This is a genomic window from Streptomyces sp. NBC_01723, assembly GCF_036246005.1.
GTDB lineage: Bacteria > Actinomycetota > Actinomycetes > Streptomycetales > Streptomycetaceae > Streptomyces.
Genome location: NZ_CP109171.1, coordinates 7975715 through 7994768 on the forward strand (window position 1 = coordinate 7975715; position 19054 = coordinate 7994768).

General features: G+C 73.7%; 23 protein-coding genes. 16 read left to right on the plus strand and 7 right to left on the minus strand.

The window, feature by feature from the left end; translation table 11 throughout:
- Positions 1-141: 141 nt before the first annotated feature.
- Positions 142-393, plus strand: a complete 252-nt coding sequence (locus OIE75_RS37010; RefSeq protein WP_329473535.1) for a hypothetical protein — start codon at positions 142-144, stop codon at positions 391-393.
- A gap of 141 nt (positions 394-534) precedes the next feature.
- Positions 535-1113: a dihydrofolate reductase family protein gene (locus OIE75_RS37015; RefSeq protein ID WP_307016664.1), complete on the plus strand. Its 579-nt coding sequence runs from the start codon at positions 535-537 to the stop codon at positions 1111-1113.
- A gap of 24 nt (positions 1114-1137) precedes the next feature.
- On the opposite strand, the gene OIE75_RS37020 is transcribed toward OIE75_RS37015, so the two are convergent.
- A complete protein-coding gene (locus tag OIE75_RS37020; RefSeq protein WP_307016665.1) occupies positions 1138-1536 on the minus strand; it encodes a hypothetical protein in 399 nt (132 codons plus the stop codon).
- 181 nt (positions 1537-1717) lie between these two features.
- Between OIE75_RS37020 and OIE75_RS37025 the strand changes: the two genes are divergently transcribed.
- The 4 genes from OIE75_RS37025 to OIE75_RS37040 all read left to right on the plus strand — a co-directional run bounded on the left by OIE75_RS37025 (position 1718) and on the right by OIE75_RS37040 (position 5507).
- Entirely contained in the window at positions 1718-2497 is a 780-nt protein-coding gene (locus OIE75_RS37025) for a FadR/GntR family transcriptional regulator (protein ID WP_307016666.1), read from the plus strand.
- Complete coding sequence (gene dgoD / locus OIE75_RS37030; protein ID WP_329473536.1) at positions 2498-3643, plus strand: galactonate dehydratase; 1146 nt, start codon at positions 2498-2500, stop codon at positions 3641-3643.
- A 117-nt stretch (positions 3644-3760) separates the two neighbouring features.
- Entirely contained in the window at positions 3761-4393 is a 633-nt protein-coding gene (locus tag OIE75_RS37035) for a bifunctional 4-hydroxy-2-oxoglutarate aldolase/2-dehydro-3-deoxy-phosphogluconate aldolase (protein ID WP_307016667.1), read from the plus strand.
- Between the two features lie 124 nt (positions 4394-4517).
- Positions 4518-5507 (plus strand): sugar kinase, encoded by a 990-nt coding sequence (locus OIE75_RS37040; protein WP_329473537.1) that lies wholly within the window; start codon positions 4518-4520, stop codon positions 5505-5507.
- A gap of 22 nt (positions 5508-5529) precedes the next feature.
- On the opposite strand, the gene OIE75_RS37045 is transcribed toward OIE75_RS37040, so the two are convergent.
- Positions 5530-6204: a fascin domain-containing protein gene (locus OIE75_RS37045; protein WP_329473538.1), complete on the minus strand. Its 675-nt coding sequence runs from the start codon at positions 6202-6204 to the stop codon at positions 5530-5532.
- 315 nt (positions 6205-6519) lie between these two features.
- On the opposite strand from OIE75_RS37045, the gene OIE75_RS37050 reads away from it, so the two are divergent.
- Both OIE75_RS37050 and OIE75_RS37055 read left to right on the plus strand, forming a co-directional pair.
- Positions 6520-7059 carry a DUF2269 family protein gene (locus OIE75_RS37050; protein WP_307016670.1) on the plus strand — a complete coding sequence of 180 codons (540 nt, stop codon included), beginning with the start codon at positions 6520-6522 and terminating at the stop codon, positions 7057-7059.
- Entirely contained in the window at positions 7056-8057 is a 1002-nt protein-coding gene (locus OIE75_RS37055) for an NADPH:quinone reductase (RefSeq protein ID WP_329473539.1), read from the plus strand. Before OIE75_RS37050 ends, OIE75_RS37055 begins: the two co-directional genes overlap by 4 nt.
- A gap of 27 nt (positions 8058-8084) precedes the next feature.
- Here the strand turns inward: OIE75_RS37055 and OIE75_RS37060 are convergent, their stop codons facing one another.
- A complete protein-coding gene (locus OIE75_RS37060; protein ID WP_329473540.1) occupies positions 8085-8885 on the minus strand; it encodes a thioesterase family protein in 801 nt (266 codons plus the stop codon).
- A 169-nt stretch (positions 8886-9054) separates the two neighbouring features.
- On the opposite strand from OIE75_RS37060, the gene OIE75_RS37065 reads away from it, so the two are divergent.
- The 3 genes from OIE75_RS37065 to OIE75_RS37075 are packed head-to-tail and all read left to right on the plus strand — an operon-like array spanning position 9055 to position 10088.
- Positions 9055-9282 carry a DUF2945 domain-containing protein gene (locus OIE75_RS37065; protein WP_307016674.1) on the plus strand — a complete coding sequence of 76 codons (228 nt, stop codon included), beginning with the start codon at positions 9055-9057 and terminating at the stop codon, positions 9280-9282.
- 6 nt (positions 9283-9288) lie between these two features.
- Positions 9289-9621 (plus strand): DUF3140 domain-containing protein, encoded by a 333-nt coding sequence (locus tag OIE75_RS37070; RefSeq protein WP_234955734.1) that lies wholly within the window; start codon positions 9289-9291, stop codon positions 9619-9621.
- 35 nt (positions 9622-9656) lie between these two features.
- Complete coding sequence (locus OIE75_RS37075; protein WP_307016675.1) at positions 9657-10088, plus strand: hypothetical protein; 432 nt, start codon at positions 9657-9659, stop codon at positions 10086-10088.
- A 56-nt stretch (positions 10089-10144) separates the two neighbouring features.
- Here OIE75_RS37075 and OIE75_RS37080 read toward each other — a convergent pair whose 3' ends face one another.
- Both OIE75_RS37080 and OIE75_RS37085 read right to left on the minus strand, forming a co-directional pair.
- Positions 10145-11521 carry a cryptochrome/photolyase family protein gene (locus OIE75_RS37080; protein ID WP_329473541.1) on the minus strand — a complete coding sequence of 459 codons (1377 nt, stop codon included), beginning with the start codon at positions 11519-11521 and terminating at the stop codon, positions 10145-10147.
- Between the two features lie 58 nt (positions 11522-11579).
- Positions 11580-13118 (minus strand): SDR family oxidoreductase, encoded by a 1539-nt coding sequence (locus tag OIE75_RS37085; RefSeq protein ID WP_329473542.1) that lies wholly within the window; start codon positions 13116-13118, stop codon positions 11580-11582.
- Between the two features lie 103 nt (positions 13119-13221).
- Between OIE75_RS37085 and OIE75_RS37090 the strand changes: the two genes are divergently transcribed.
- Both OIE75_RS37090 and OIE75_RS37095 read left to right on the plus strand, forming a co-directional pair.
- Positions 13222-13728, plus strand: a complete 507-nt coding sequence (locus tag OIE75_RS37090) for a MarR family winged helix-turn-helix transcriptional regulator (protein ID WP_307016678.1) — start codon at positions 13222-13224, stop codon at positions 13726-13728.
- Positions 13729-13869: 141 nt separating this feature from the next.
- A complete protein-coding gene (locus OIE75_RS37095; RefSeq protein WP_329473543.1) occupies positions 13870-15963 on the plus strand; it encodes an MMPL family transporter in 2094 nt (697 codons plus the stop codon).
- Between the two features lie 13 nt (positions 15964-15976).
- Here the strand turns inward: OIE75_RS37095 and OIE75_RS37100 are convergent, their stop codons facing one another.
- Both OIE75_RS37100 and OIE75_RS37105 read right to left on the minus strand, forming a co-directional pair.
- On the minus strand, positions 15977-16402 hold the full coding sequence (locus tag OIE75_RS37100; RefSeq protein ID WP_125490592.1) for a PPOX class F420-dependent oxidoreductase: 426 nt from the start codon (positions 16400-16402) through the stop codon (positions 15977-15979).
- A 91-nt stretch (positions 16403-16493) separates the two neighbouring features.
- Positions 16494-16709 carry a hypothetical protein gene (locus OIE75_RS37105; protein WP_307016681.1) on the minus strand — a complete coding sequence of 72 codons (216 nt, stop codon included), beginning with the start codon at positions 16707-16709 and terminating at the stop codon, positions 16494-16496.
- A 226-nt stretch (positions 16710-16935) separates the two neighbouring features.
- Between OIE75_RS37105 and OIE75_RS37110 the strand changes: the two genes are divergently transcribed.
- The 3 genes from OIE75_RS37110 to OIE75_RS37120 all read left to right on the plus strand — a co-directional run bounded on the left by OIE75_RS37110 (position 16936) and on the right by OIE75_RS37120 (position 19037).
- The gene (locus OIE75_RS37110; protein ID WP_307016682.1) at positions 16936-17937 is read left to right on the plus strand and encodes a mechanosensitive ion channel family protein; all 1002 of its coding nucleotides are present in this window, start codon (positions 16936-16938) and stop codon (positions 17935-17937) included.
- A 138-nt stretch (positions 17938-18075) separates the two neighbouring features.
- Positions 18076-18711, plus strand: coding sequence for a class I SAM-dependent methyltransferase (locus OIE75_RS37115; RefSeq protein WP_307016683.1), 636 nt, complete (start codon positions 18076-18078; stop codon positions 18709-18711).
- A 137-nt stretch (positions 18712-18848) separates the two neighbouring features.
- Positions 18849-19037 carry a hypothetical protein gene (locus OIE75_RS37120; protein WP_122615275.1) on the plus strand — a complete coding sequence of 63 codons (189 nt, stop codon included), beginning with the start codon at positions 18849-18851 and terminating at the stop codon, positions 19035-19037.
- The last annotated feature ends 17 nt before the right edge of the window (positions 19038-19054 follow it).

Consider the following 19054-nt stretch of genomic DNA (forward strand, 5'->3'; position numbering starts at 1 on the left):
TCGCCTGCGTTTGATCACGTGGACTCCTTGGTCGTCGAGGTCGCCGGTGTCGGCGCCGTACCAGGATGGCCACGGCGGGGGAGCAGGTGCGAGGGGGCCCCCGGGAGGATGCGGGGTGGGGTTAACCCCCGAGCGGGTACCGTGCCCGCGACACCCCGCATGCGCCGCCCGGTACGGGTGGAGATGCTGCCGCCCGCGCTGCCCGGCCTGCTCACCACGGTGGGCGCGGGAGGCGGCGCCTGGGCGGGGACGGTACTCGACCGTCCGGTGGCCGTCGCGGGCCGGCTCGCGATCGGCTGCGCGGCGGGCCTGCCGCTCGCCCTCCTCCCGTTCCGCGCGCTGGAGAGGGCCGTCGCCGACTTTGTCGATCACGGCGGCGCGGGGTGCGACTAGCGGCGCGGCAACCGGCTCTGGACCCGGCCTGCCGGTGGACCGGCCGTCGTCCGCTGCGCTCCCGGCCGATGACTTGTGCCCCGATCGCCGGTCTGCATCTCCAGGACGCCGTCAACCCCAACCGCAGTTCAGGAGCCGATCATGACCACCACATACACGTTCGACGTCTTCTCCAGCCTCGACGGCTTCGGTGCCGCCGGGGGCGACTGGACCGGTTACTGGGGCAAGCAGGGCCCCGAGCTCCTCGACCACCGCCTCGCGCTGTACGACGAGGAGCAGCGGATGGTCTTCGGGGCCAACACGTACCGGGCGTTCGCCCAGATGCTGGCCGAGAGCACCGAGGGGTCCGACGTGCGTGACCCCTGGGTCACCCGGATGCGGAACCTGCCGACGACCGTGGTGTCGACCACGCTGGAGGGGCCCCTCGACTGGCCGGACGCGACCATCGCCGGCGGTGACGCCGTCGACGTCGTCGCCCGGCTCAAGGAGGAGTCGGAGGTGCCGTTGCGCTCCCACGGCAGCCTGTCGATGAACCGGGCCCTGATGGCCGCCGGCCTCGTCGACCGCGTCCAGGTGACGCTGTTCCCGGTGATCACGGGGAAGAGCGGGCTCGACCCGGTCTTCCAGGGCGCGGACGACTTCGATCTCGAACTGATCGACCGGCGAACGCTCGACGGCCACATCCAGGAGCTGGTCTACCGGCCGACGCCGCATGCGTGAATCGGTCGCCGCGGCGCACCGAGGTCAGTGGCCGTGCGGCCGGAGCCACCCCGGCCGGTGGAGGGACGGCCGGCGATGCCCCGCAGGCTCGGCCGTGGGGGCGGCGCCGGCGTCCTGGCCCTCCAGGCGGCCGGCGAGTTCGTCGCGCTCCGCGTAGGCCTGCCGGGCGGCCAGCCGGTCCGTGCGGCGCTTCTTGCTGCGGTGGCGGGCCAGCACCGTCCCGGCCAGCAGCATCCACATGCCCAGGCCGAAGATCAGGGTCAGCGCGATACCCCCGAGGAACGCCCCCAGCGTGCTGATCGTGAAGGGCTCGGTCCCCATCAGGGCCACCGTGTAGTCCGGACCGCCGGACAGGTTGTCCGCGATCAGCAGGCCTGTGAAGGCGGCGGTGCCCGCCATCAGCAGGAGACCCAGCACCAGCATGGTTCTCACCTCGTCGCATCTGGATGTCCTCCAGACGGGTTACCGGGAGGAATGGGGCAAAACGTGGCGCCTGCCTGCAACCGGATGGAGTTACTGTCGCACTCTCTGATTAATTTAGTAATAATCGGGGCCACCGTCGACGAGCACCTGACCCCGCCCCGTACCGGAGAGGCCGTACGACATGACGCCCTACGCCCGCCGCGGCGTACACGGCCAGACCGTGGAAGCCCTCGCCCGCCGCATCCTGGGCGGACGGATCCCCGAGGGGGCCACGCTCGACCTGGTCGCGCTCCAGAGCGAGCTGGACGTGAGCCTGACCGCGCTGCGCGAGTCGCTGAAGGTGCTGGCCGCCAAGGGCATGGTCGACGCCCGGCAGAAGCGCGGCACCTTCGTCCGCTCCCGCGCCGACTGGAACCTGCTCGACGCCGACGTCCTGCGCTGGCAGTTCGAGGGCGGCGGCAGCGCCGGCTCCGACCTCGCACTGCTGCGCGACCTCGCCGAGGTGCGGGCCATCGTGGAACCGGCCGCCGTCCGCCTCGCCGCCGGCCGCCGCACCGACGACGACCTCGCCGCGCTGGACGCCGCGTTGGCCGCGATGGGGGAGGAGGACCCCGACCCGGCCCGCGCCGTGGCGGCCGACCTCGCGTTCCACCGCGCCCTGCTCGCCGCCACCCACAACGAACTCCTCGAACGCATGGAGATGGTGATCTCGTCCGGGCTCGCGCACCGCGACCGCATCGTGCACAGCTCCCCGCACAGCGGCGACCCGGTACCGGCCCACCGGGCGGTCCTGGACGCCGTCCGCGACCGCGACCCGCGGGCGGCGGAGGCGGCCATGCGAGCCCTGCTCGATCAGGCCGGCCGCGACCAGGAGCGCATCGGCAACCCCGATGACCTGCGCGACCCCGACAGCACAGGCGTTACCGGCAACGCCGGCCACACGGAAAGGCAGCCCCACTAAGTGAAGATCACCCGCATCGAGACGTTCCTGGTCCCGCCGCGCTGGCTGTTCTGCCGCGTCGAAACCGACGACGGCGTGGTCGGCTGGGGCGAACCCGTCGTCGAGGGCCGCGCCGAGGTCGTCCGCGCCGCCGTCGACGTCCTCGCCGAGCAACTGATCGGCAAGGATCCCCTGCGCATCCAGGACCACTGGCAGATCCTCACCAAGGGCGGCTTCTACCGCGGCGGCCCCGTCCTGTCGAGCGCCGTCGCCGGCCTCGACCAGGCCCTGTGGGACATCGCCGGCAAGACCTACGGGGCACCCGTGCACGCCCTGCTGGGCGGCCCCGTGCGCGAGCGGGTCCGGGTCTACGCCTGGGTCGGCGGCGACGAGCCCGCCGCGCTCGCCGAGCAGATCGCCGCCCAGGTGGAGGCCGGCTTCACCGCGGTGAAGATGAACGGCGCCGGAGCCGTCTCACCCCTGACGACCCCCGCCGAGACCGCGGCCGTCGTCGACCGGGTGGCCGCCGCCCGCGAGGCCCTCGGACCGGACCGCGACGTCGCCGTCGACTTCCACGGCCGCTTCACCGCCGCGAGCTCCCGCCGGGTCCTGGCGGAACTCGCGCCGCTGCACCCGCTGTTCGTCGAGGAACCGGTCGTCCCCGAGCAGAGCCACCTGCTGTCCCGGCTCGCCGCGGCCACCGACATCCCCCTCGCCACCGGCGAACGCCTCTACGGCCGGAGCGAGTTCCTGCCCGTGCTCGCCGCGGGCGTCGCCGTCGCCCAGCCCGACCTCTCGCACGCCGGCGGCATCTCCGAGGTGCACCGCATCGCCTCGCTCGCCGACACCTACGGCGCCCTGCTCGCCCCGCACTGCCCGCTCGGCCCGATCGCCCTCGCCGCCAGCCTCCAGGTCGCCTTCGCGACGCCGAACTTCCTCATCCAGGAACAGAGCCGGGGCATCCACTACAACAAGAGCGCCGACCTGCTGACCTACCTCGTGGACACCGAGCCCTTCCGCTTCGAGGACGGCCACGCGCCCCGCAGCGACGCGCCCGGCCTGGGCATCGACATCGACGAGAAGGCCGTACGCGCCGCCGACCGCGACGGGCACGCCTGGCGCAACCCGGTGTGGCGGCACGCCGACGGATCGTTCGCCGAGTGGTGAGGTCCGATCACGCGACCGGGGTCCCGGCCCCCGGCGCGCTCCGGCGGCGCCCTACCCTGGCCGACGGCCGCCGCTGCGCGACGCCCGACCCGTAACACTCTGAGAAGGAGACCTCCTGTGGATCTGCGAGCGGCCCTGGCCGCCCACCGACTCGTCGCCATCGTGCGCGGAGCCGACGCCGACGCCGCGCTGCGCACCGTACTGACCCTGGCCGAGGAGGGCGTGGACCTCATCGAGGTGTCACTGACCGGCGAGGACGCCCTCCGGGTCATCGAGCGCGCCAGGGAGGCTCTCGGCCCCGACCGGCCGCTGGGCGCCGGCACGGTCCTCACCGCCGACGACGCGCGGGCCGCCCACCGGGCCGGCGCCGACTTCGCCGTCACCCCCGGTCTGGGCGAGGGCGTCCCCGCCGCCCGCGAGCTGGGCATGCCCGTGCTGGCCGGCGTCATGACGCCCACCGACATCCTCACGGCACGCACCCTCGGCGCCACGGCACTGAAGATCTTCCCGGCCGCCCAGGCCGGCGGTCCCGACTACGTCAAGGCGCTGCGCGGTCCCTTCCCGCACGAACCGCTCGTGCCCGTCGGCGGTGTCGACGAGGTGGCCGCCCGCGCCCATCTGGCGGCCGGCGCCACCGCCGTCGGCGTCGGCTCCCCGCTGATCGGCGACGCCGCGGACGGCGGCAGCCTCGACGACCTCCGCGCCCGCGCCCGCGCCTTCCGCGCCGCCGTCCGGGAGGCCCGGCCGTGACCGGCGCACCCGGCCCGGGCGGCGCGCCGACGCGGACACCGGCCCAGTCGCCCTGCACCCCCCAAGCGGTGGCACCGGTCGCCGGCCGTCCCGCGCCCCGGGTCACGGCGTCGGGGGCGCGGACATGAGCGCCGTGAGCCCCCGGCGTCCCGCACCGGGTCCCGTGGTCTGCGTGGGGGAGACCATGGCGGCCGTGTCGCCCGCCCCGTCCGACACCCTGGACAGCGCCGAGTCCGTGCGTCTCTCGGTGGCGGGTGCCGAGTCGAACGTCGCCATGTACCTCGCCGACCACGGGCTGCCCGTCTCCTGGCTGTCGGCCGTCGGGGACGACGCGCTCGGCCGACGGGTGCGGGCGGCCGTGGGGAAGGCGGGCGTGGACGTCTCGGGCGTGCGGACCGACCCGGCCCGGCCGACCGGCCTGCTGCTGAAGGACCCGGGCGCCGAGGGTACCCGCGTGCACTACTACCGGCAGGGCTCGGCGGCCTCCGCCCTGGGCCCCGGCGTCCTGGACGACGACCGGCTCGGCGGGGCCGCCCTCCTGCACCTGACCGGCGTCACCCCGGCACTGTCCGGGTCCTGCCGGGCCCTGGTGGAACGGGCGCTGCACGCGCCGCGTGCGGAGCGTCCCCACGCGGTCAGTTTCGACGTCAACCACCGCGCCGCGCTGTGGCCGCCGGACACCGCTCCCTCGGTACTCCGCGGCCTGGCCGACCGCGCCGACATCACCTTCGTCGGCCTCGACGAGGCACAGGACCTGTGGGGCGCCGGGCTGACCGCCGCCGATGTCCGCGGGCTGCTGAGCGGCCCTCGCGTCCTCGTCGTCAAGGACGGCGGGCGGGGCGCGACCGCGTTCACCGAGGACGGGGCGTGCGCGGTGCCCGCCCTGAGGACGGACGTCGTCGAACCGGTGGGCGCGGGAGACGCGTTCGCCGCCGGATTCCTCGCCGGACTGTGGCGAGGCGCCGGCCTGACCCGGGCCCTGCGCCTCGGCCACATCACGGCGGCGTCCGCGCTGCGCGTGGTCGGGGACCACGGGCCCCTGCCCGACGCGGCCACGATCGAGGCGCTGCTGGACCTCACCGACGAGGACTGGAAGGCGCCCGCCCGGCCCTGACGCGGCCGGACGGACGCCTGCCTCAGGCGCCGATGTCGTACAGGACGAACTCCTCCCACGAACCCGTGATCTCGGCGGAGCGGGCGCGCAGCGCGTACTGGAGCGAACCGGTGTAGCCGTTCTCCATGGTGACGAAGAGCCCGTTCAGCGTGGACTGAAGCGCGTAGCGGTCAAGGCCCTCGTTGTAGAAGAGGACGAACCGCTCCCAGCCGCCCACGCTCGTGGAACGGGCGCGCAGGACGTTCCGCGCGTTGCCGGTGTAGTTCTTCTCCACCGCCACGTAGCGGTTGTTCGCGAGGGACCGCAGCGCGTAGGTCTGGGTGGCCTCGTCCCACTCGAAGGCGAAGCTCTCCCACGAACCGCCGAATTCGGCGGAGCGGGCGCGCTGCACGCCGGTGTTCGGGGCGGGGTAGCTCGCCTCGGTCGCCACGAAGCGGTTGTTGCGGACCGACTGCACGGCCAGCAGTTCGGGCTCCGCGGCCGCCGCCGAGGCGCTGTCTCCGGCGGCGAGCGGGGCCCGTCGGGCGTCCGCGTCGTCGGTGATGCGCGCCAGCGCGGACGCGTCCACCGCCTCCCAGCCGGCGGGCGCGGCGGCCGGCCGGTCGCCCACCGGTGCGGCCGCAGCCGCGGGAGCGGCCAGTGCGGACGCCGCCACCAGGGCGCTCAGGGACAGCAGGACAGAGGTCGTACGTCTCACAGGAATTCCTCGGTTTTCGTCACAGGGATACGAGATCCCCCCCCAGAATTTCTCCGCACCCTTTCGGCGAAGCGTGATCAGCATAGAGATGCAGATGTGCGGTCAGGTACGGATGGAGTGGTATTCCGACGGAATTCGATCGAGATATCGCGGCATTCCGCATTCCGCGGTCTGCCGTTAATTCACAGGCAACCCCGCGTTTCCGGCTGCTCCGGCCGAGGCACCGCGGACCCCGCCGTCTACGCCCGGCTCAGTAGCCGCGGTTACTCCCGTCGCCGGACGTCTTCGCGCCCGGGCCCCGGCAGCGTGGGTGGGGTGAAACTCAGCCGACCCGCACGCCGGGCCCTCCTAGTCGTCCACGTCGTCGCCTCCGCCGGCTGGCTCGGGCTCACCCTCGGGCTGCTGGCCCTCGGACTGACCGCGGCCGCCACCGCGTCCCCCGACACGGTGGAGGCCGGTGTCCGCGGCATGAAGCTGTTCGCCGACTGGCTGCTGCTGCCGCTCGCCGTCCTCACCCTGGTCAGCGGAGTGGTGCTGGCCCTGGGCACGGCGTGGGGCCTGGCCCGGCACCGGTGGGTGTTCACCAAGTTCTGGCTGACCCTGGCCACAACGACCGCCACGGTCTTCGCGTTGCGTCCCGGCGTGAACGCGGCGTTCACCGCCGTCGCCGCGGGCGAGTCACTGCCGGACGCCGGGGACGTGCTGTTCGGGCCGGTCGTCTCACTGTCCGCCTACGTCTTCATGACGGTGATCTCGGTCCTCAAACCCTGGGGGCCGACGCGCCGCGGACGCCGGCTTCGCCGCCGCCCCGGCGGGCTGCGACGGGAGGGGACGGTTCGTAGCATGACGTCATGAACGGCACAGTCCTCGACGTGATGCGGGCGGCGTACATCGACGCCGTCGGTCCGGCCGACGCCATCCGCCACGGCCCCCTCCCGGTGCCGCCGGTGGGACCCACCGACGTGCTCGTGCGGGTGTCGGCCGTGGCGGTCGACCCCGTCGACACCTTCGTACGGTCCGGCGCCTACGCCACACCGCTGCCGCTGCCCTTCGTCGTCGGCCGCGACCTGGTGGGCGAGGTCGCCCTGGCCGGTTCCGGCGCGGCGGGCTTCACCCCCGGGCAGCGCGTGTGGTGCAACAGCCTGGGCCACGCGGGCCGGCAGGGCTCCTTCGCCGAGTACGCGGCGGTCGCCGCCGAACGCCTCTACGCGGCGCCGCCCGGCATCGCCGCCGAACACCTCGTGGCCGCCGCCCACCCGGCGGCCTCCGCCTGGCTGGCGCTGTTCCGGCACGGACGGCTGCGGGCGGGCCAGACCGTGTACGTCGGCGGCGGCGCCGGGAACGTCGGCGGCGCGGCGGTGGCGCTGGCCGCCCGCGCCGGGGCCCGGGTGGTCGCCTCGGCACGTGCCGAGGACGCGCCGTCGGTCCGGGAGCTGGGCGCCGCCGAGGTCCTCGACCACCGGTCGCCCGACCTCGCCGAGCGGGTGCGCCGGGCGGCGCCCGACGGTTACGACGTCCACCTCGACACGTCGGGGCACGGAGTGCTCGCCGACGCCGTGGAATCGCTGGCCATGGGCGGACGGCTGGTCGCGATGGTGGGGCTGGGCGGCGGGCCCTCCCCGCTGCCGGTGAGCCGGCTCTACACCAGGGACGCGAGCATCGTGGGCTTCGCCATCAGCAACGCCACGACCGCCGACCTCGCCGAGGCGGCCGAGGGAGTCGTGGGCGTACTCACGGAGACGCCGTGGCGGCCGCGTGTCGCCGATCGGCTGCCGTTGTCGATGACGGCGGAGGCCCACCGCCGGCTGGAGGCCGGGGAGGTGCGGGGGCGGCTGGTCCTCACACCCTCGTGACCGTCCCCGCGCTCCGCCGCCGGCGGCTCACCCCAGTGGGCGGACGGTCAGCATCTGCTGCGCGTGGCCCACGGGGCCGTCGACGTCGTGCAGCACGGTGCTGGTGATGCCCTGGCCGGTGGGGCCGAAGACGACGGTGGTGTCCAGGCCGGTCCAGGGGCCGCGGGGCGCGCGGTGCAGGTGCAGGGTCAGGTCGACGTTCGGGAACATCCACTCCCTCGGCGACTGCCGTACGGCGATGCCGTTGGCGGTGTCCACCAGGGTGACGTAGGAGGCCAGCGGGCTCGCCGTCTCCCCGGCGACCAGGTCGAGGCCGGTGGAGACCCAGGCGGTGGTACGGCCCGGGAGCGGCGGTGCCACGGGGCGCACGTCCAGGGAGGCGATGTATCCGCCGGGCCACGCGGTGTCCATGGGCCAGGGGGCGAGGGTCTCCGGCGCGGCGAGCCGGTCCGCGCCGCCGCCCGCCACGGCACCGGTGTCCACGTCGGCCAGCAGCCACGCCCTGGCCCGGGTCACGGACCGGCCCGCGATGAGCACGGTCGCCTCGACCAGTTCTATGGTGCGGCCGGGGCGGACGGTCTCCACCCGTATCTCGCACTCGTCCAGCGCCGGGCGGCCGAGGATGTCGAAGCTGATCCGGCTCAGGGACATGGCCGCACCCTCCCGCCCGGCCAGGTGGCGGTCGACGGCGTGCACGATCAGTCCGCCGAGCGGACTGAAGTGCTGCTCGTCCGCGCTCCACGCCCCGCCGGCGCGCGAGGTGGGCTTGTAGCGGTGCTCGTCGATCCGCTCGTAGTAGCTGTCCGGGGTCGCGGTGCTGGTGTTCAACGGGCTGCTCCTGGAACGACGGCGGCGAGGAGAGGGGCTCCGGACGGCGGTGCCCGGGCCGCGACCAGGATAGTTCCGCCGCTGAACGGGTCGTCTCCCGAGTGGCCCGCCCCCGGCTGGGAACCCAGGTGGGGAAGCGGAGGGGGCCTGCGGACGAAGGAGTGGCGCCATGGCGAGGAACCGGGGCAAGGGCGAGGACCTGGAGAAGGGCGACAAGGTCACCTGGAGCAGCCACGGCTCCCGGGCCGAGGGCGAGGTGGAGAAGAAGATCACCAAGCGCACGGAGGCCGCGGGCCGCACGGTGGACGCTTCGCCCGACGACCCGCAGTACAAGGTCCGCAGCGACAAGTCGGGCGGATCGGCGGTGCACAAGCCGTCGGCGCTGAAGAAGAAGTGAGGCGAGATGGACGGTGACGAGCTGCAGGAGATCCGGGACGGCTTCCGTGAGCTGGTGAACATGGCGCCGGCCGATCTGGAGGCGTGGCTGGAGACAGACGAGTCCCAGGACGCCGGTCACCACCAGGACGGGGGCGAGTCCACCGGACACGCGTCCGGCCGCCGGATCGTGCGGATCCAGCGGACGAACAAGGAGGACCTCTCGGACGACGACTACGAGCACATGCGCAAGGTCGTCGGCTACGTCCGCCGGCATCTGGCCCAGCGACCGTCGGGCGACGTCGAGGAGTCCAGGTGGCGCTACTCGCTCATGAACTGGGGCCACGACCCCCTCGCGTGACACGCCGTCGCGCCCGCCGGAAGGAGACACACCCGATGGGAGATGCGCACCGGCGCCCCGAGGGCGTCAGTGACGAGACCGTGGAGGCGCTGGGCTCCCTGTCCAAGGCCCTGGAGACGACCGAGTGCGCCCGCGGGCACCTGTTCGCCTTCCACCAGCTGACCGGCTCGGCCGACTTCGAGCTGGACCGCGCCGTCGAACTCCTGCGCGCCGCCGGGCACCCGGAGTGGGCGGAACGGGTCCGCACGGAGATCCTGGGCCGCAACGTCATCCCCGGCCACTGGACGTTCCAGGTCGTCGAGGCGTACGACCGGACCTACTACGAGCCGTTCAGGGACCTGGAGCGCGAGGCCGTGGACCGGCTCGCCGAGGGCCGCGACCACCTGTACGAGGCGGAGCTGAAGGAGGCCCGCCGCACCCGGAACCACCCGGACCACACGGCCGGCCCCGATGCCCCTCCCACCTGACGGCTGCCTCACGGCTGACGGCAACGGCTGACCGCTGAAAGTGTCCGCGCTGTCGTTCAGTCGCGTCCGCGGGCCCGTTTGAAGCGGTCCAGGCCCTCGGCGAGGTCGACGACCGGGTCCGGGTAGGCGTCGTACTTCGCGCGCTCCCGGCCCGTCAGCCGCCACGGCTCGTGGACCAACCGCCCCTCCAGACCCGCCAGTTCGGGCACCCACCGCCGCACGTACGCCCCGTCCGGGTCGAAGCGCCGTGCCTGGGCCGTGGGGTTGAGGACGCGGTGCGGGCGGGTGTCCGTGCCGGTACCGGCGGTCCACTGCCAGTTGAGCTGGTTGTTGGCCACGTCGCCGTCCACGAGCAGGTCCAGGAAGTGCCGGGCGCCCACCCGCCAGTCGATGTAGAGCGTCTTGGTGAGGAAGCTGGCGGTCAGCAGCCGGGCCCGGTTGTGCATCCAGCCCTCGTGGCGCAACTGGCGCATGGCCGCGTCGACGACCGGGTAGCCCGTGCGCCCGTCCTTCCAGGCGGCGATGTCCTCGTCGGCCCGGGCACCGGTGCGCCAGTGGTCGTGCCGGGTGCGGTAGTCGGCCGTCGAGGCATGCGGCCGCGCGGACAGCACCTGGGCGTGGAAGTCCCGCCAGGCGACCTGCCGCACGAACGCCTCGGCGCCGGCACCGCCCTTGTCGCGGGCGCGGTGCACCAGCTCGACGGGGGAGAGGGCACCGAAGTGCAGGTGCGGGGAGAGGCGCGAGGTGTCGTCACCGGCCAGGTCGTCGTGCCGCTCCGCGTAGCCGGTGATGCCGTCGCGCAGCCAGGCCGTCAGACGTTTCCTGGCCTCCTCCTCGCCGCCGGCCGACAGCCCCGGGGACAGTCCCGTGAGGTCGCTTCGGCTCGGCAGCGGCTCCGAGTCGACGCCGTCCGGGACCCGGACCTTGCGGGGCGCGGCCAGCGCGTCCCGGACGGAGCACTCGCTCCAGCGCCGGAAGTACGGCGTGAAGACGGCGAAGTGGTCGGAGGAGGCCGGCGTGACCGCCCCCGGCGCCAGCACGGTCGTCACCGCGTCGTGCACGTGCAGTCGGCAGCCCCGCGCCCCGAGGGCGTCCCGGAGCAGCTCCTCGCGCCGGTGGGCGTGCCCGCTGACGTCGGCCGCCATGTGCACCTCGTCGGCCCCCGCCTCGCCGGCCACCGAGCACACCTCCTCGACCAGGTCGCCGGAGCGGACGATCAGCCGCCCGCCCCGCTCCCGCAGCCCCGCGTCCAGGTCGCGCAGGCAGTCGGCGAGGAAGGCGAGCCGGTTGGGCGCGGCGAATCCGGCCGCGTCGACGGCCCGGTCGCGGACGAACAGCGGTACGACGGCCGCGGACCCGTCGAGGGCCGCGCGCAGCGGCGGATGGTCGTGCAGCCTCAGGTCGCGGGTGAACAGGACGACCGACGTGGTCATGACGCTCCTCGCAGGGGGGTCGGGCCGCCGGACCGGGCGGGGGCGACGCCCGGCGGTCTCATCGGGCCGCCGGGCCACGGGTGGCGGCCCGGGCGATGTTGCGGGCCATGCCGCCGAACACCGCGGCGTGGAAGGCCCACACGCTCCACCAGTAGGCGTGCCCGGCCAGCCCGTGCGGATGGAACAGCGCCCGCTGGCGGTACCGCGTCCGGCCCTCGTCGTCGGTGTCGGCGTACATCTCCAGCCAGGCCAGGCCCGGCAGCCGCATCTCGGCGCGCAGCCGCAGCAGCCGGCCGGGGACGATCTCCTCCACCCGCCAGAAGTCGAGCGAGTCGCCGGCCCGCAGGCGCGCGGCGTCCCGGCGGCCGCGGCGCAGGCCGACCCCGCCGACCAGCCGGTCGAGCCAGCCCCGTACCGCCCAGGCCAGCGGGAAGGAGTACCAGCCGTTGTCGCCGCCGATCCCCTCGATGACCCGCCACAGCGCGGCGGGCGAGGCGTCGACGGTCAGCGTGCGGTGGTCGGTGTAGAGGCTGCCGCCCGCCCAGTCGGGGTCGGTGGGCAGCGGGTCGCTGGGCGCCCCGGGCACCGAAGCGGACGACCAGCGGGTGGTGACCTGGGCGTCCCGTACGCGTTGCAGGGCCAGCCGCAGCGCGTCGTCGAAGCCGAGCGGACAGCCCGGCGGCGCGGGCACGTACTTCAGGATGTCGTTCTCCCGGCACACCACCTCGTGCCGCAGCGACTCGGTGAGCGGGCGGGCGATCGAGGCGGGGACGGGCGTGATCAGGCCGACCCAGTGGCTGGACAGGCCCGGTGACAGCATCGGCACCGAGACGATCAGGCGCTTGCGCAGCTGTGCCACCTCGGCGTAGCGGACCATCATCTCCCGGTAGGTCAGGACGTCCGGCCCGCCCACGTCGAAGGCGCGGGACACGTCCGCCGGCATCCGCGCGCTGCCGACGAGCGCGCGCAGCACGTCCCGGACGGCGATCGGCTGGATGCGGGTGTGGACCCAGCTGGGCGTGACCATCACCGGCAGCCGCTCGGTGAGGTAGCGCAGCATCTCGAAGGAGGCCGAACCGGAGCCGATGACGATCGCGGCGCGCAGCACGGTCGTGGGCACACCGGAGGCCAGGAGGATGCGGCCGACCTCGGCGCGGGAGCGCAGGTGCGGGGAGAGTTCCCGTTCCGGCACGTCGGAGGGGGTCAGGCCGCCGAGATAGACGATGCGCCGCACGCCGGCCGCCTCGGCCCGCTCGGCGAAGGTGCGCGCCGCGCGCCGGTCCGTCTCCTCGAAGTCGTCGCCGCTGCCCAGCGCGTGCACCAGGTAGTAGGCGACGTCGACGCCCTCCATCGCCCGCGACACCGAGTCGGCGTCCAGGACGTCGCCGCGCACCACCTCGGCCTCGCCGGCCCACGGGTGGTCGCGCAGCTTCTCGGGCGAGCGGGCCAGGCACCGCACCCGATGGCCGGCGCCCAGCAGCTCCGGCACGAGTCGCCCGCCGACATAGCCGGTGGCGCCGGTGACGAGGCAGCGCAGGTTCGTTCCGCCGCCCTCACCCGGGCCTTCGCCGCTCGCGCGGTCGCGTTCTGCACTCATGGGGCTCCGTCTCTCACGGGACAGTCGTCACGTGATCACTTCCCGCGGGCGCACGGTGATGGATGCGCGGGTCCCCAGGTTGACCCTTCTATACGCTGATCGCGTGGCGACAGCGAACCAGCGCGGGCAGCACGCGCACGAACGGGGGACCGGGGCCGGTCCCGAGGCGAGTGACCTGCACGTCCTCGCCTCGCACCTGAGGCGGATGAACGGCGAGATCAACCGCCTCGTGCACGGTTTCGCCGGCGGCCAGGGCCTGCACGCCACCGACGTGCAGGCGCTCGCGGCGATCCTCGACTCGCCCGAGCCCATGACGCCGGGCCGGCTGCGCGAGCACCTAGGGCTCACCTCGGGCGCGGTGACCGCGTGCGTGGACCGGCTGGAGCGGGCGGGGCACGTGCGCCGGGTCCGGGAGAGCGCCGACCGCAGGGTCGTTCATCTGCACTACGTGCCGGAAGCGCGGGCGGCGGCCCGCACGTACTTCAGGCCGCTGGCCGAGGCCGCCGCGTCGGCCCGCTCGCGCTTCGACGAGGACGAACTGGCGGTCGTGGTGCGTTTCCTGGCGGCGATGAACCAGGAACTGGGTCTCGTACGGTCCGACGCCGGCTGATCGACCGCCGTCCGCCGCATCCGGAGGACGCGTCGGGGCAGAAGTGCGGTGTGTCACGAGGCCATCAGTAGTTCAATCATTGAGATTGTTTATGATCGAGTTACTTTCCTCGCCGCCGGAGACCAGGAGACCTGAAGACCGATGTCCATCCCCACCCGACGCGCCCGCTGGCTCGTCCCCGTCGTCCTGCTCCTGGCCTGGCTCGGCATCGGCGGAGCGCTCGGCCCGTACGCCGGGAAGCTCGGCGAGGTCGCCACCAACGACCAGGCCGCCTTCCTGCCGCGCAGCGCGGAGTCCACCAAGGTCGTCGACGCCCAGAAGGCGTTCCAGCAGGACGAGACGCTCCCGGTGATCGTCGTGTGGACCGCGGACGACGGGGGCTCCGTCACCGAGCACCGCGCGGCGGCCACCCGGTCGGTCGCCTCCGTCGAGGGCGAACCCGGCGTCGTGGGGTCCCCGTCACCGGCGCTGCCCTCCGAGGACGGCGAGGCGCTCCAGGCCGTCGTCCAGCTGAGGCCCGACCTCGGCGAGGCACTGCCCGACGCCCTGGAACGCGTCCAGGAAGCCGTCGGGAAGGTGCCCGGCACCGAGGCGCAGCTCGCGGGACCGGCCGCCTCCCAGGCCGACCTCTCCGACGCCTTCTCCGGCATCGACGGACTGCTGCTCGGCGTCGCCCTGATCACCGTGCTGGTGATCCTGCTGCTCGTCTACCGCAGCGTCCTGCTGCCCCTGGTCATCATCCTCGGCGCGGTCTTCGCCCTCGGCCTGGCCTGCGCGATCGTGTACGCCCTCGCCGACCGCGGCATCGTGCGCGTGGACGGGCAGGTCCAGGGCATCCTCTCGATCCTGGTCATCGGCGCCGCCACCGACTACGCGCTGCTGCTCACCGCCCGCTTCCGCGAGGAACTCGCCCGGCACCCCGACCGGTTCGGCGCCGTCCTCGCCGCGCTGCGGGCCTCCTGGGGCGCCGTCGTCGCCAGCGCGGCGACCGTCGCCCTGGGCCTGCTGGCGCTGCTGCTCAGCGACCTCACCAACAACCGCGCGCTCGGACCCGTCGGCGCCATCGGCATCGTCTGCGCGGTGCTGAGCACGCTCACCTTCCTGCCCGCCGTGCTGGTGCTGCTCGGCCGCGCCGCCTACTGGCCGGCCAAGCCGGTACGGACCGGCGACCCCGAGGCCGGGCACCGCCTGTGGCACCGCGTCGCCGAACGGGTGGACCGGGCCCCGCGCCGCATCTGGGCGATCTCGCTGGCCGCGCTGATCGCCTGCGCCGCCTTCGCGCCGACCCTGACCTCCCGGGGCGTCCCGCTGGACGAGATCTTCGTCAACGACGCGCCCTCGGTCTCCGCCCAGCAGACGCTGGCCCGGCACTTCCCGGGCGGCTCGGGCAACCCCGCCGTGATCATCGCCGACGCCGACCGTCTTGATCCGGTCCTCACGGCCGCCCGCGACACCCGCGGCGTCGCCTCCGCCGCCCCGGTCACCGCCTCCGGCCGCCCCGGGGGCGGGGAGCCGAGGGTCGTCGACGGCCAGGTGCGGATCGACGCGACGCTCCAGGCGCCGGCCGACAGCGACGCCGCCAAGAGCGCGGTGGCCCGGCTCAGGTCCGCCGTCCACGAGGTGCCCGGCGCGGACGCCCTGGTCGGCGGCTACACCGCCCAGCAGTACGACACCCAGCGCACCGCCGAACACGACCGCACGCTCATCGTGCCCGTGGTCCTCGCCATCATCCTGGTCATCCTGATCGCCCTGCTGCGCTCCCTGCTGATGCCGGTACTGCTGGTGGCCACGGTGGCGCTGAACTTCCTGGCCACCCTGGGCATCTCGGCCCTCGTCTTCACCCACGTGTTCGGTTTCAGCGGCACGGACGCCTCCGTCCCGCTGTACGGATTCGTGTTCCTGGTCGCCCTGGGCGTGGACTACAACATCTTCCTGATGTCCCGGGTGCGCCAGGAGTCGCTGCGGCACGGGGTACGGGAGGGCATCCTGCGGGGCCTGACCGCCACCGGCGGCGTGATCACCTCGGCCGGTGTCGTCCTCGCCGCCACCTTCGCCGCGCTCGGGGTGATCCCGCTGGCCTTCCTGGTGCAGATCGCCTTCATCGTGGCCTTCGGCGTACTGCTGGACACCCTCGTGGTGCGCTCCCTGCTGGTGCCCGCGCTCGCCCGCGACATCGGCCGCGTCGCCTGGTGGCCGAGCCGGCTCGGCCACCGCACACCGCCCGGGACGGAGTGACCCGGGCGGGACGTCACGCGCCGGGAGCCCCCGCGACGGGCCGCACCGTGCCGAGGAAGCGCCGCACCTCGATCTCGATGACGACCCGCTCCGGGTTCTCCCGGGGCTGCCGGTAGCGGGCCGCGTACCGGACCTCCGCGTCGCGGACCGACCCGGCGTCCTCCCGCACGGTCGCGACGCCCTCCAGCGTGGACCAGCGTCTGCCGTCCACCTGCCCCACGGCGACGACGGCGGACCCCGCCCGCAGCACGTTGCGGGCCTTGGCGGTGCCCCGGCCGGTGATGACCCGGGCCGTGCGCGTGGTGTGGTCGTACGTCACTCCGACCGGGACCAGGTGCGGGCTCCCGTCAGCGCGCGGCGTCGACAGGAAGCACACCCGGCGCTCCCGCCAGAACCCGACGAACTCCTCGTCCGCGTCGTGCCGTTCCCCGGTGTCCATCCGATCTCCTCGTCCGAGCCGCGTGTGTCCCGTCGGGAACAGCATCGCCCGAGGCGCCGCGATACCGCTCGGCGGGGTGCGCGCACCGGGATCAGGCGGCGGCGTCCCGTTCCGCGGAGCGCGGCGCGGCCGGTCCGGGGAGGCGGGCCGGGGCGTCCTGGCCGCGGCCGCCCAGCAGGAGTCTCAGATGGCGGCGCCGGGCGTGCCGGGCCGGGACCGGCTCGGCGAAGAGCCGGTCCTCCAGATACGTCATGGTGAACAGCAGCAGCCCGACTCCGGGCAACAGCAGGACGGCAACGTAAACCACGGCGCGGGTCCCCCTCCGCTGTGGACGACTCCCCTCGGGTGACCCGGCGGACGCCGGTGATGGGCCGGTACCGAGTGAAGATGACGCAACTGTCGGACATACGGGGCAAGTGGCGGAAAGGAGGGTGGGTGTGTCGCGACTCACCGGCCGTCATGTTCGGTCCTCGGACGGGTAGGCGGCCCCGACGGCGGACACGTCACCCCCGAAGAACGGAGCAGTCGAGCCGATGTCGCACACCTTCCCACCCACCGGCCAGGGCACGGACACGCAGTTGGCGGCCTCCTGGTCGGACTGGTTCGGCGACCACACCGAGGCGCTCATCGGGATACCCCTGCGCATCGCGCTCATCGTCGTGGTCCTGCTGGTGCTGCGCGCGGTGGCCAAGCGGGCCATCACCCGGGTCGTCCAGCGGGTCCTGGAACCACCGGCGGGCGAGGCCGAGCGGAGCAGGCCACGCAGGTCCGGCCGCGGTGCCGCCGTCCTGCACCGCGACCGGTCCCGGGCGCGGCAACGCCGCGAACAGCGGGCCCGCACCATCGGCTCGGTGCTCAGCAGCGTCGTGACCATCGTGCTGTTCATGGTCGGCGTGGCCATGGTGCTCGACCAGGTCGGCATCGCGCTCGGTCCGCTGCTCGCCAGCGCCGGAGTGGTCGGCCTGGCGATCGGTTTCGGCGCGCAGAGCCTCGTCGCCGACTACCTGTCCGGCCTGCTCATCATGGTCGAGGACCAGTACGGCGTCGGCGACTCCGTCGACCTCGGGGAGGCCATCGGCGAGGTGGAGCACGTCGGCCTGCGGCTGACCCACGTGCGCGACCTCAACGGCGGCCTGTGGCACATCCGCAACGGCGAGATCCTGCGGGTTCGCAACGACAGCCAGGAGTGGGCGCGGGCCGTCCTGGACGTCGCCGTCGCCCACGACGCGAACCTCGACACGGTCTACCGCGTGCTGGAGGAGACCGGCCGCGCGCTGCGCGACGAACCGGAATTCGCGGACGTCCTGCTGGAGGACCCCGCCGTGTGGGGCGTGCAGTCCCTTGACGCCGAGGGCGTGCTGGTGCGCCTCGCGGTCAAGACCGTGCCGCTCCAGCAGTGGGGCGTCACCCGCGAACTGCGCCGCCGGGTCAAGGACGCGCTGGACGACGCGGGCATCGAGACGCCCTTCCCGCGGCGGACCGTGTGGCTGCGTACCGAGCCGGGAGACGCCGAGGCGGACGCGCTCGCCCGCTGACACGCGAGGGCCGGGATTTGCCGGTCCGGCAAACGCCTTTGGCGTCGCCGGGGCGGCCGGTGCAGCCTGCGTACGGGCGTGTGCACACGGCGTGCGTCCCGTGTCGCAGACGCGTCCGACCGCCGCCCAGGAGGCACCATGACCGACCTGCCCCTCCCCGCCCCCGCCGCGGAGTTCTGGGAGGCCCGCTACCGCGACACCGACCGGGTCTGGAGCGGCCGCCCCAACGGCCTGCTGGTCCGCGAGGCGAGCGGCCTCACGCCCGGGACCGCGCTGGACCTCGGCTGCGGTGAAGGTGCGGACGCCGTGTGGCTGGCCGCCCGCGGCTGGCGGGTCACCGGCGTGGACATCTCCGGCACCGCCCTCGAACGCGCCGCCGGGCACGCGGCCGAGGCCGGGGTGGGCGACCGGGTCGCCTGGGAACGTCACGAGCTGGGACTCTCCTTCCCTGAGGGCGCGTTCGACCTGGTCAACGCGCAGTACCTGCAGTCCCCGGTCGCCTTCGACCAGCGGGCGGTACTGGACGCCGCGGCGCGGGCCGTGGCGCGCGGCGGCACGCTGCTGGTCGTGATGCACGGCGGCTGGCCCTCCTGGCAGACGGAGCCGCCCTTCGACGCGGTCTTCCCCACCCTGGACGGGGTCCTCGCCGAACTCGCCCTGCCGGACGGCGAGTGGACCGTCGAGACGGCGGAGACCGTCCGCCGTCCGAGCGTCTCGCCGGAGGGTGCCGAGGGCTTCCGCGAGGACAACGTGTGGCGCCTGCAACGGGCGTGAGCACCCCGCGGCGCCTCGTATGTCGCATTTGTTGAATAAGTTATCTTCTGGGAATTTTGAGAAGAGAGGAATGTTTTGGGACTCACCGGACACCCTTGGGTGTGAAGGCCATTTGGCTACCAGAGGGAGATGGTGAAATGCCTTCCAAGGACAAGGTGCTCGAGGAAGTCACCCGCACCGAGAACATCGAGATCGACGCGGTACTGGACCCCGCCGAGGCTGACGGAGTCTTCCGTGACAGTCGCGAGTGCGCCGCGCTCGCCCTCCAGTCGGGAGGCGGCAGTCTGCTGCTTTCGCCGCCGGCCCCGCGCCCGAAGAAGGGTTGACGGACCGACGGGAGCAG

What these genes read in the sequence shown, in the direction of transcription:
- OIE75_RS37015 (WP_307016664.1), top strand. Translation starts at nt 535, where the DNA reads ATGACCACCACATACACGTTCGACGTCTTCTCCAGCCTCGACGGCTTC.
- OIE75_RS37020 (WP_307016665.1), bottom strand. Translation starts at nt 1,536, where the DNA reads ATGCTGGTGCTGGGTCTCCTGCTGATGGCGGGCACCGCCGCCTTCACA.
- OIE75_RS37025 (WP_307016666.1), top strand. Translation starts at nt 1,718, where the DNA reads ATGACGCCCTACGCCCGCCGCGGCGTACACGGCCAGACCGTGGAAGCC.
- OIE75_RS37040 (WP_329473537.1), top strand. Translation starts at nt 4,518, where the DNA reads ATGAGCGCCGTGAGCCCCCGGCGTCCCGCACCGGGTCCCGTGGTCTGC.
- OIE75_RS37055 (WP_329473539.1), top strand. Translation starts at nt 7,056, where the DNA reads ATGAACGGCACAGTCCTCGACGTGATGCGGGCGGCGTACATCGACGCC.
- OIE75_RS37065 (WP_307016674.1), top strand. Translation starts at nt 9,055, where the DNA reads ATGGCGAGGAACCGGGGCAAGGGCGAGGACCTGGAGAAGGGCGACAAG.
- OIE75_RS37070 (WP_234955734.1), top strand. Translation starts at nt 9,289, where the DNA reads ATGGACGGTGACGAGCTGCAGGAGATCCGGGACGGCTTCCGTGAGCTG.
- OIE75_RS37075 (WP_307016675.1), top strand. Translation starts at nt 9,657, where the DNA reads ATGGGAGATGCGCACCGGCGCCCCGAGGGCGTCAGTGACGAGACCGTG.
- OIE75_RS37080 (WP_329473541.1), bottom strand. Translation starts at nt 11,521, where the DNA reads ATGACCACGTCGGTCGTCCTGTTCACCCGCGACCTGAGGCTGCACGAC.
- OIE75_RS37085 (WP_329473542.1), bottom strand. Translation starts at nt 13,118, where the DNA reads ATGAGTGCAGAACGCGACCGCGCGAGCGGCGAAGGCCCGGGTGAGGGC.
- OIE75_RS37095 (WP_329473543.1), top strand. Translation starts at nt 13,870, where the DNA reads ATGTCCATCCCCACCCGACGCGCCCGCTGGCTCGTCCCCGTCGTCCTG.
- OIE75_RS37100 (WP_125490592.1), bottom strand. Translation starts at nt 16,402, where the DNA reads ATGGACACCGGGGAACGGCACGACGCGGACGAGGAGTTCGTCGGGTTC.
- OIE75_RS37110 (WP_307016682.1), top strand. Translation starts at nt 16,936, where the DNA reads ATGTCGCACACCTTCCCACCCACCGGCCAGGGCACGGACACGCAGTTG.
- OIE75_RS37115 (WP_307016683.1), top strand. Translation starts at nt 18,076, where the DNA reads ATGACCGACCTGCCCCTCCCCGCCCCCGCCGCGGAGTTCTGGGAGGCC.
- OIE75_RS37120 (WP_122615275.1), top strand. Translation starts at nt 18,849, where the DNA reads ATGCCTTCCAAGGACAAGGTGCTCGAGGAAGTCACCCGCACCGAGAAC.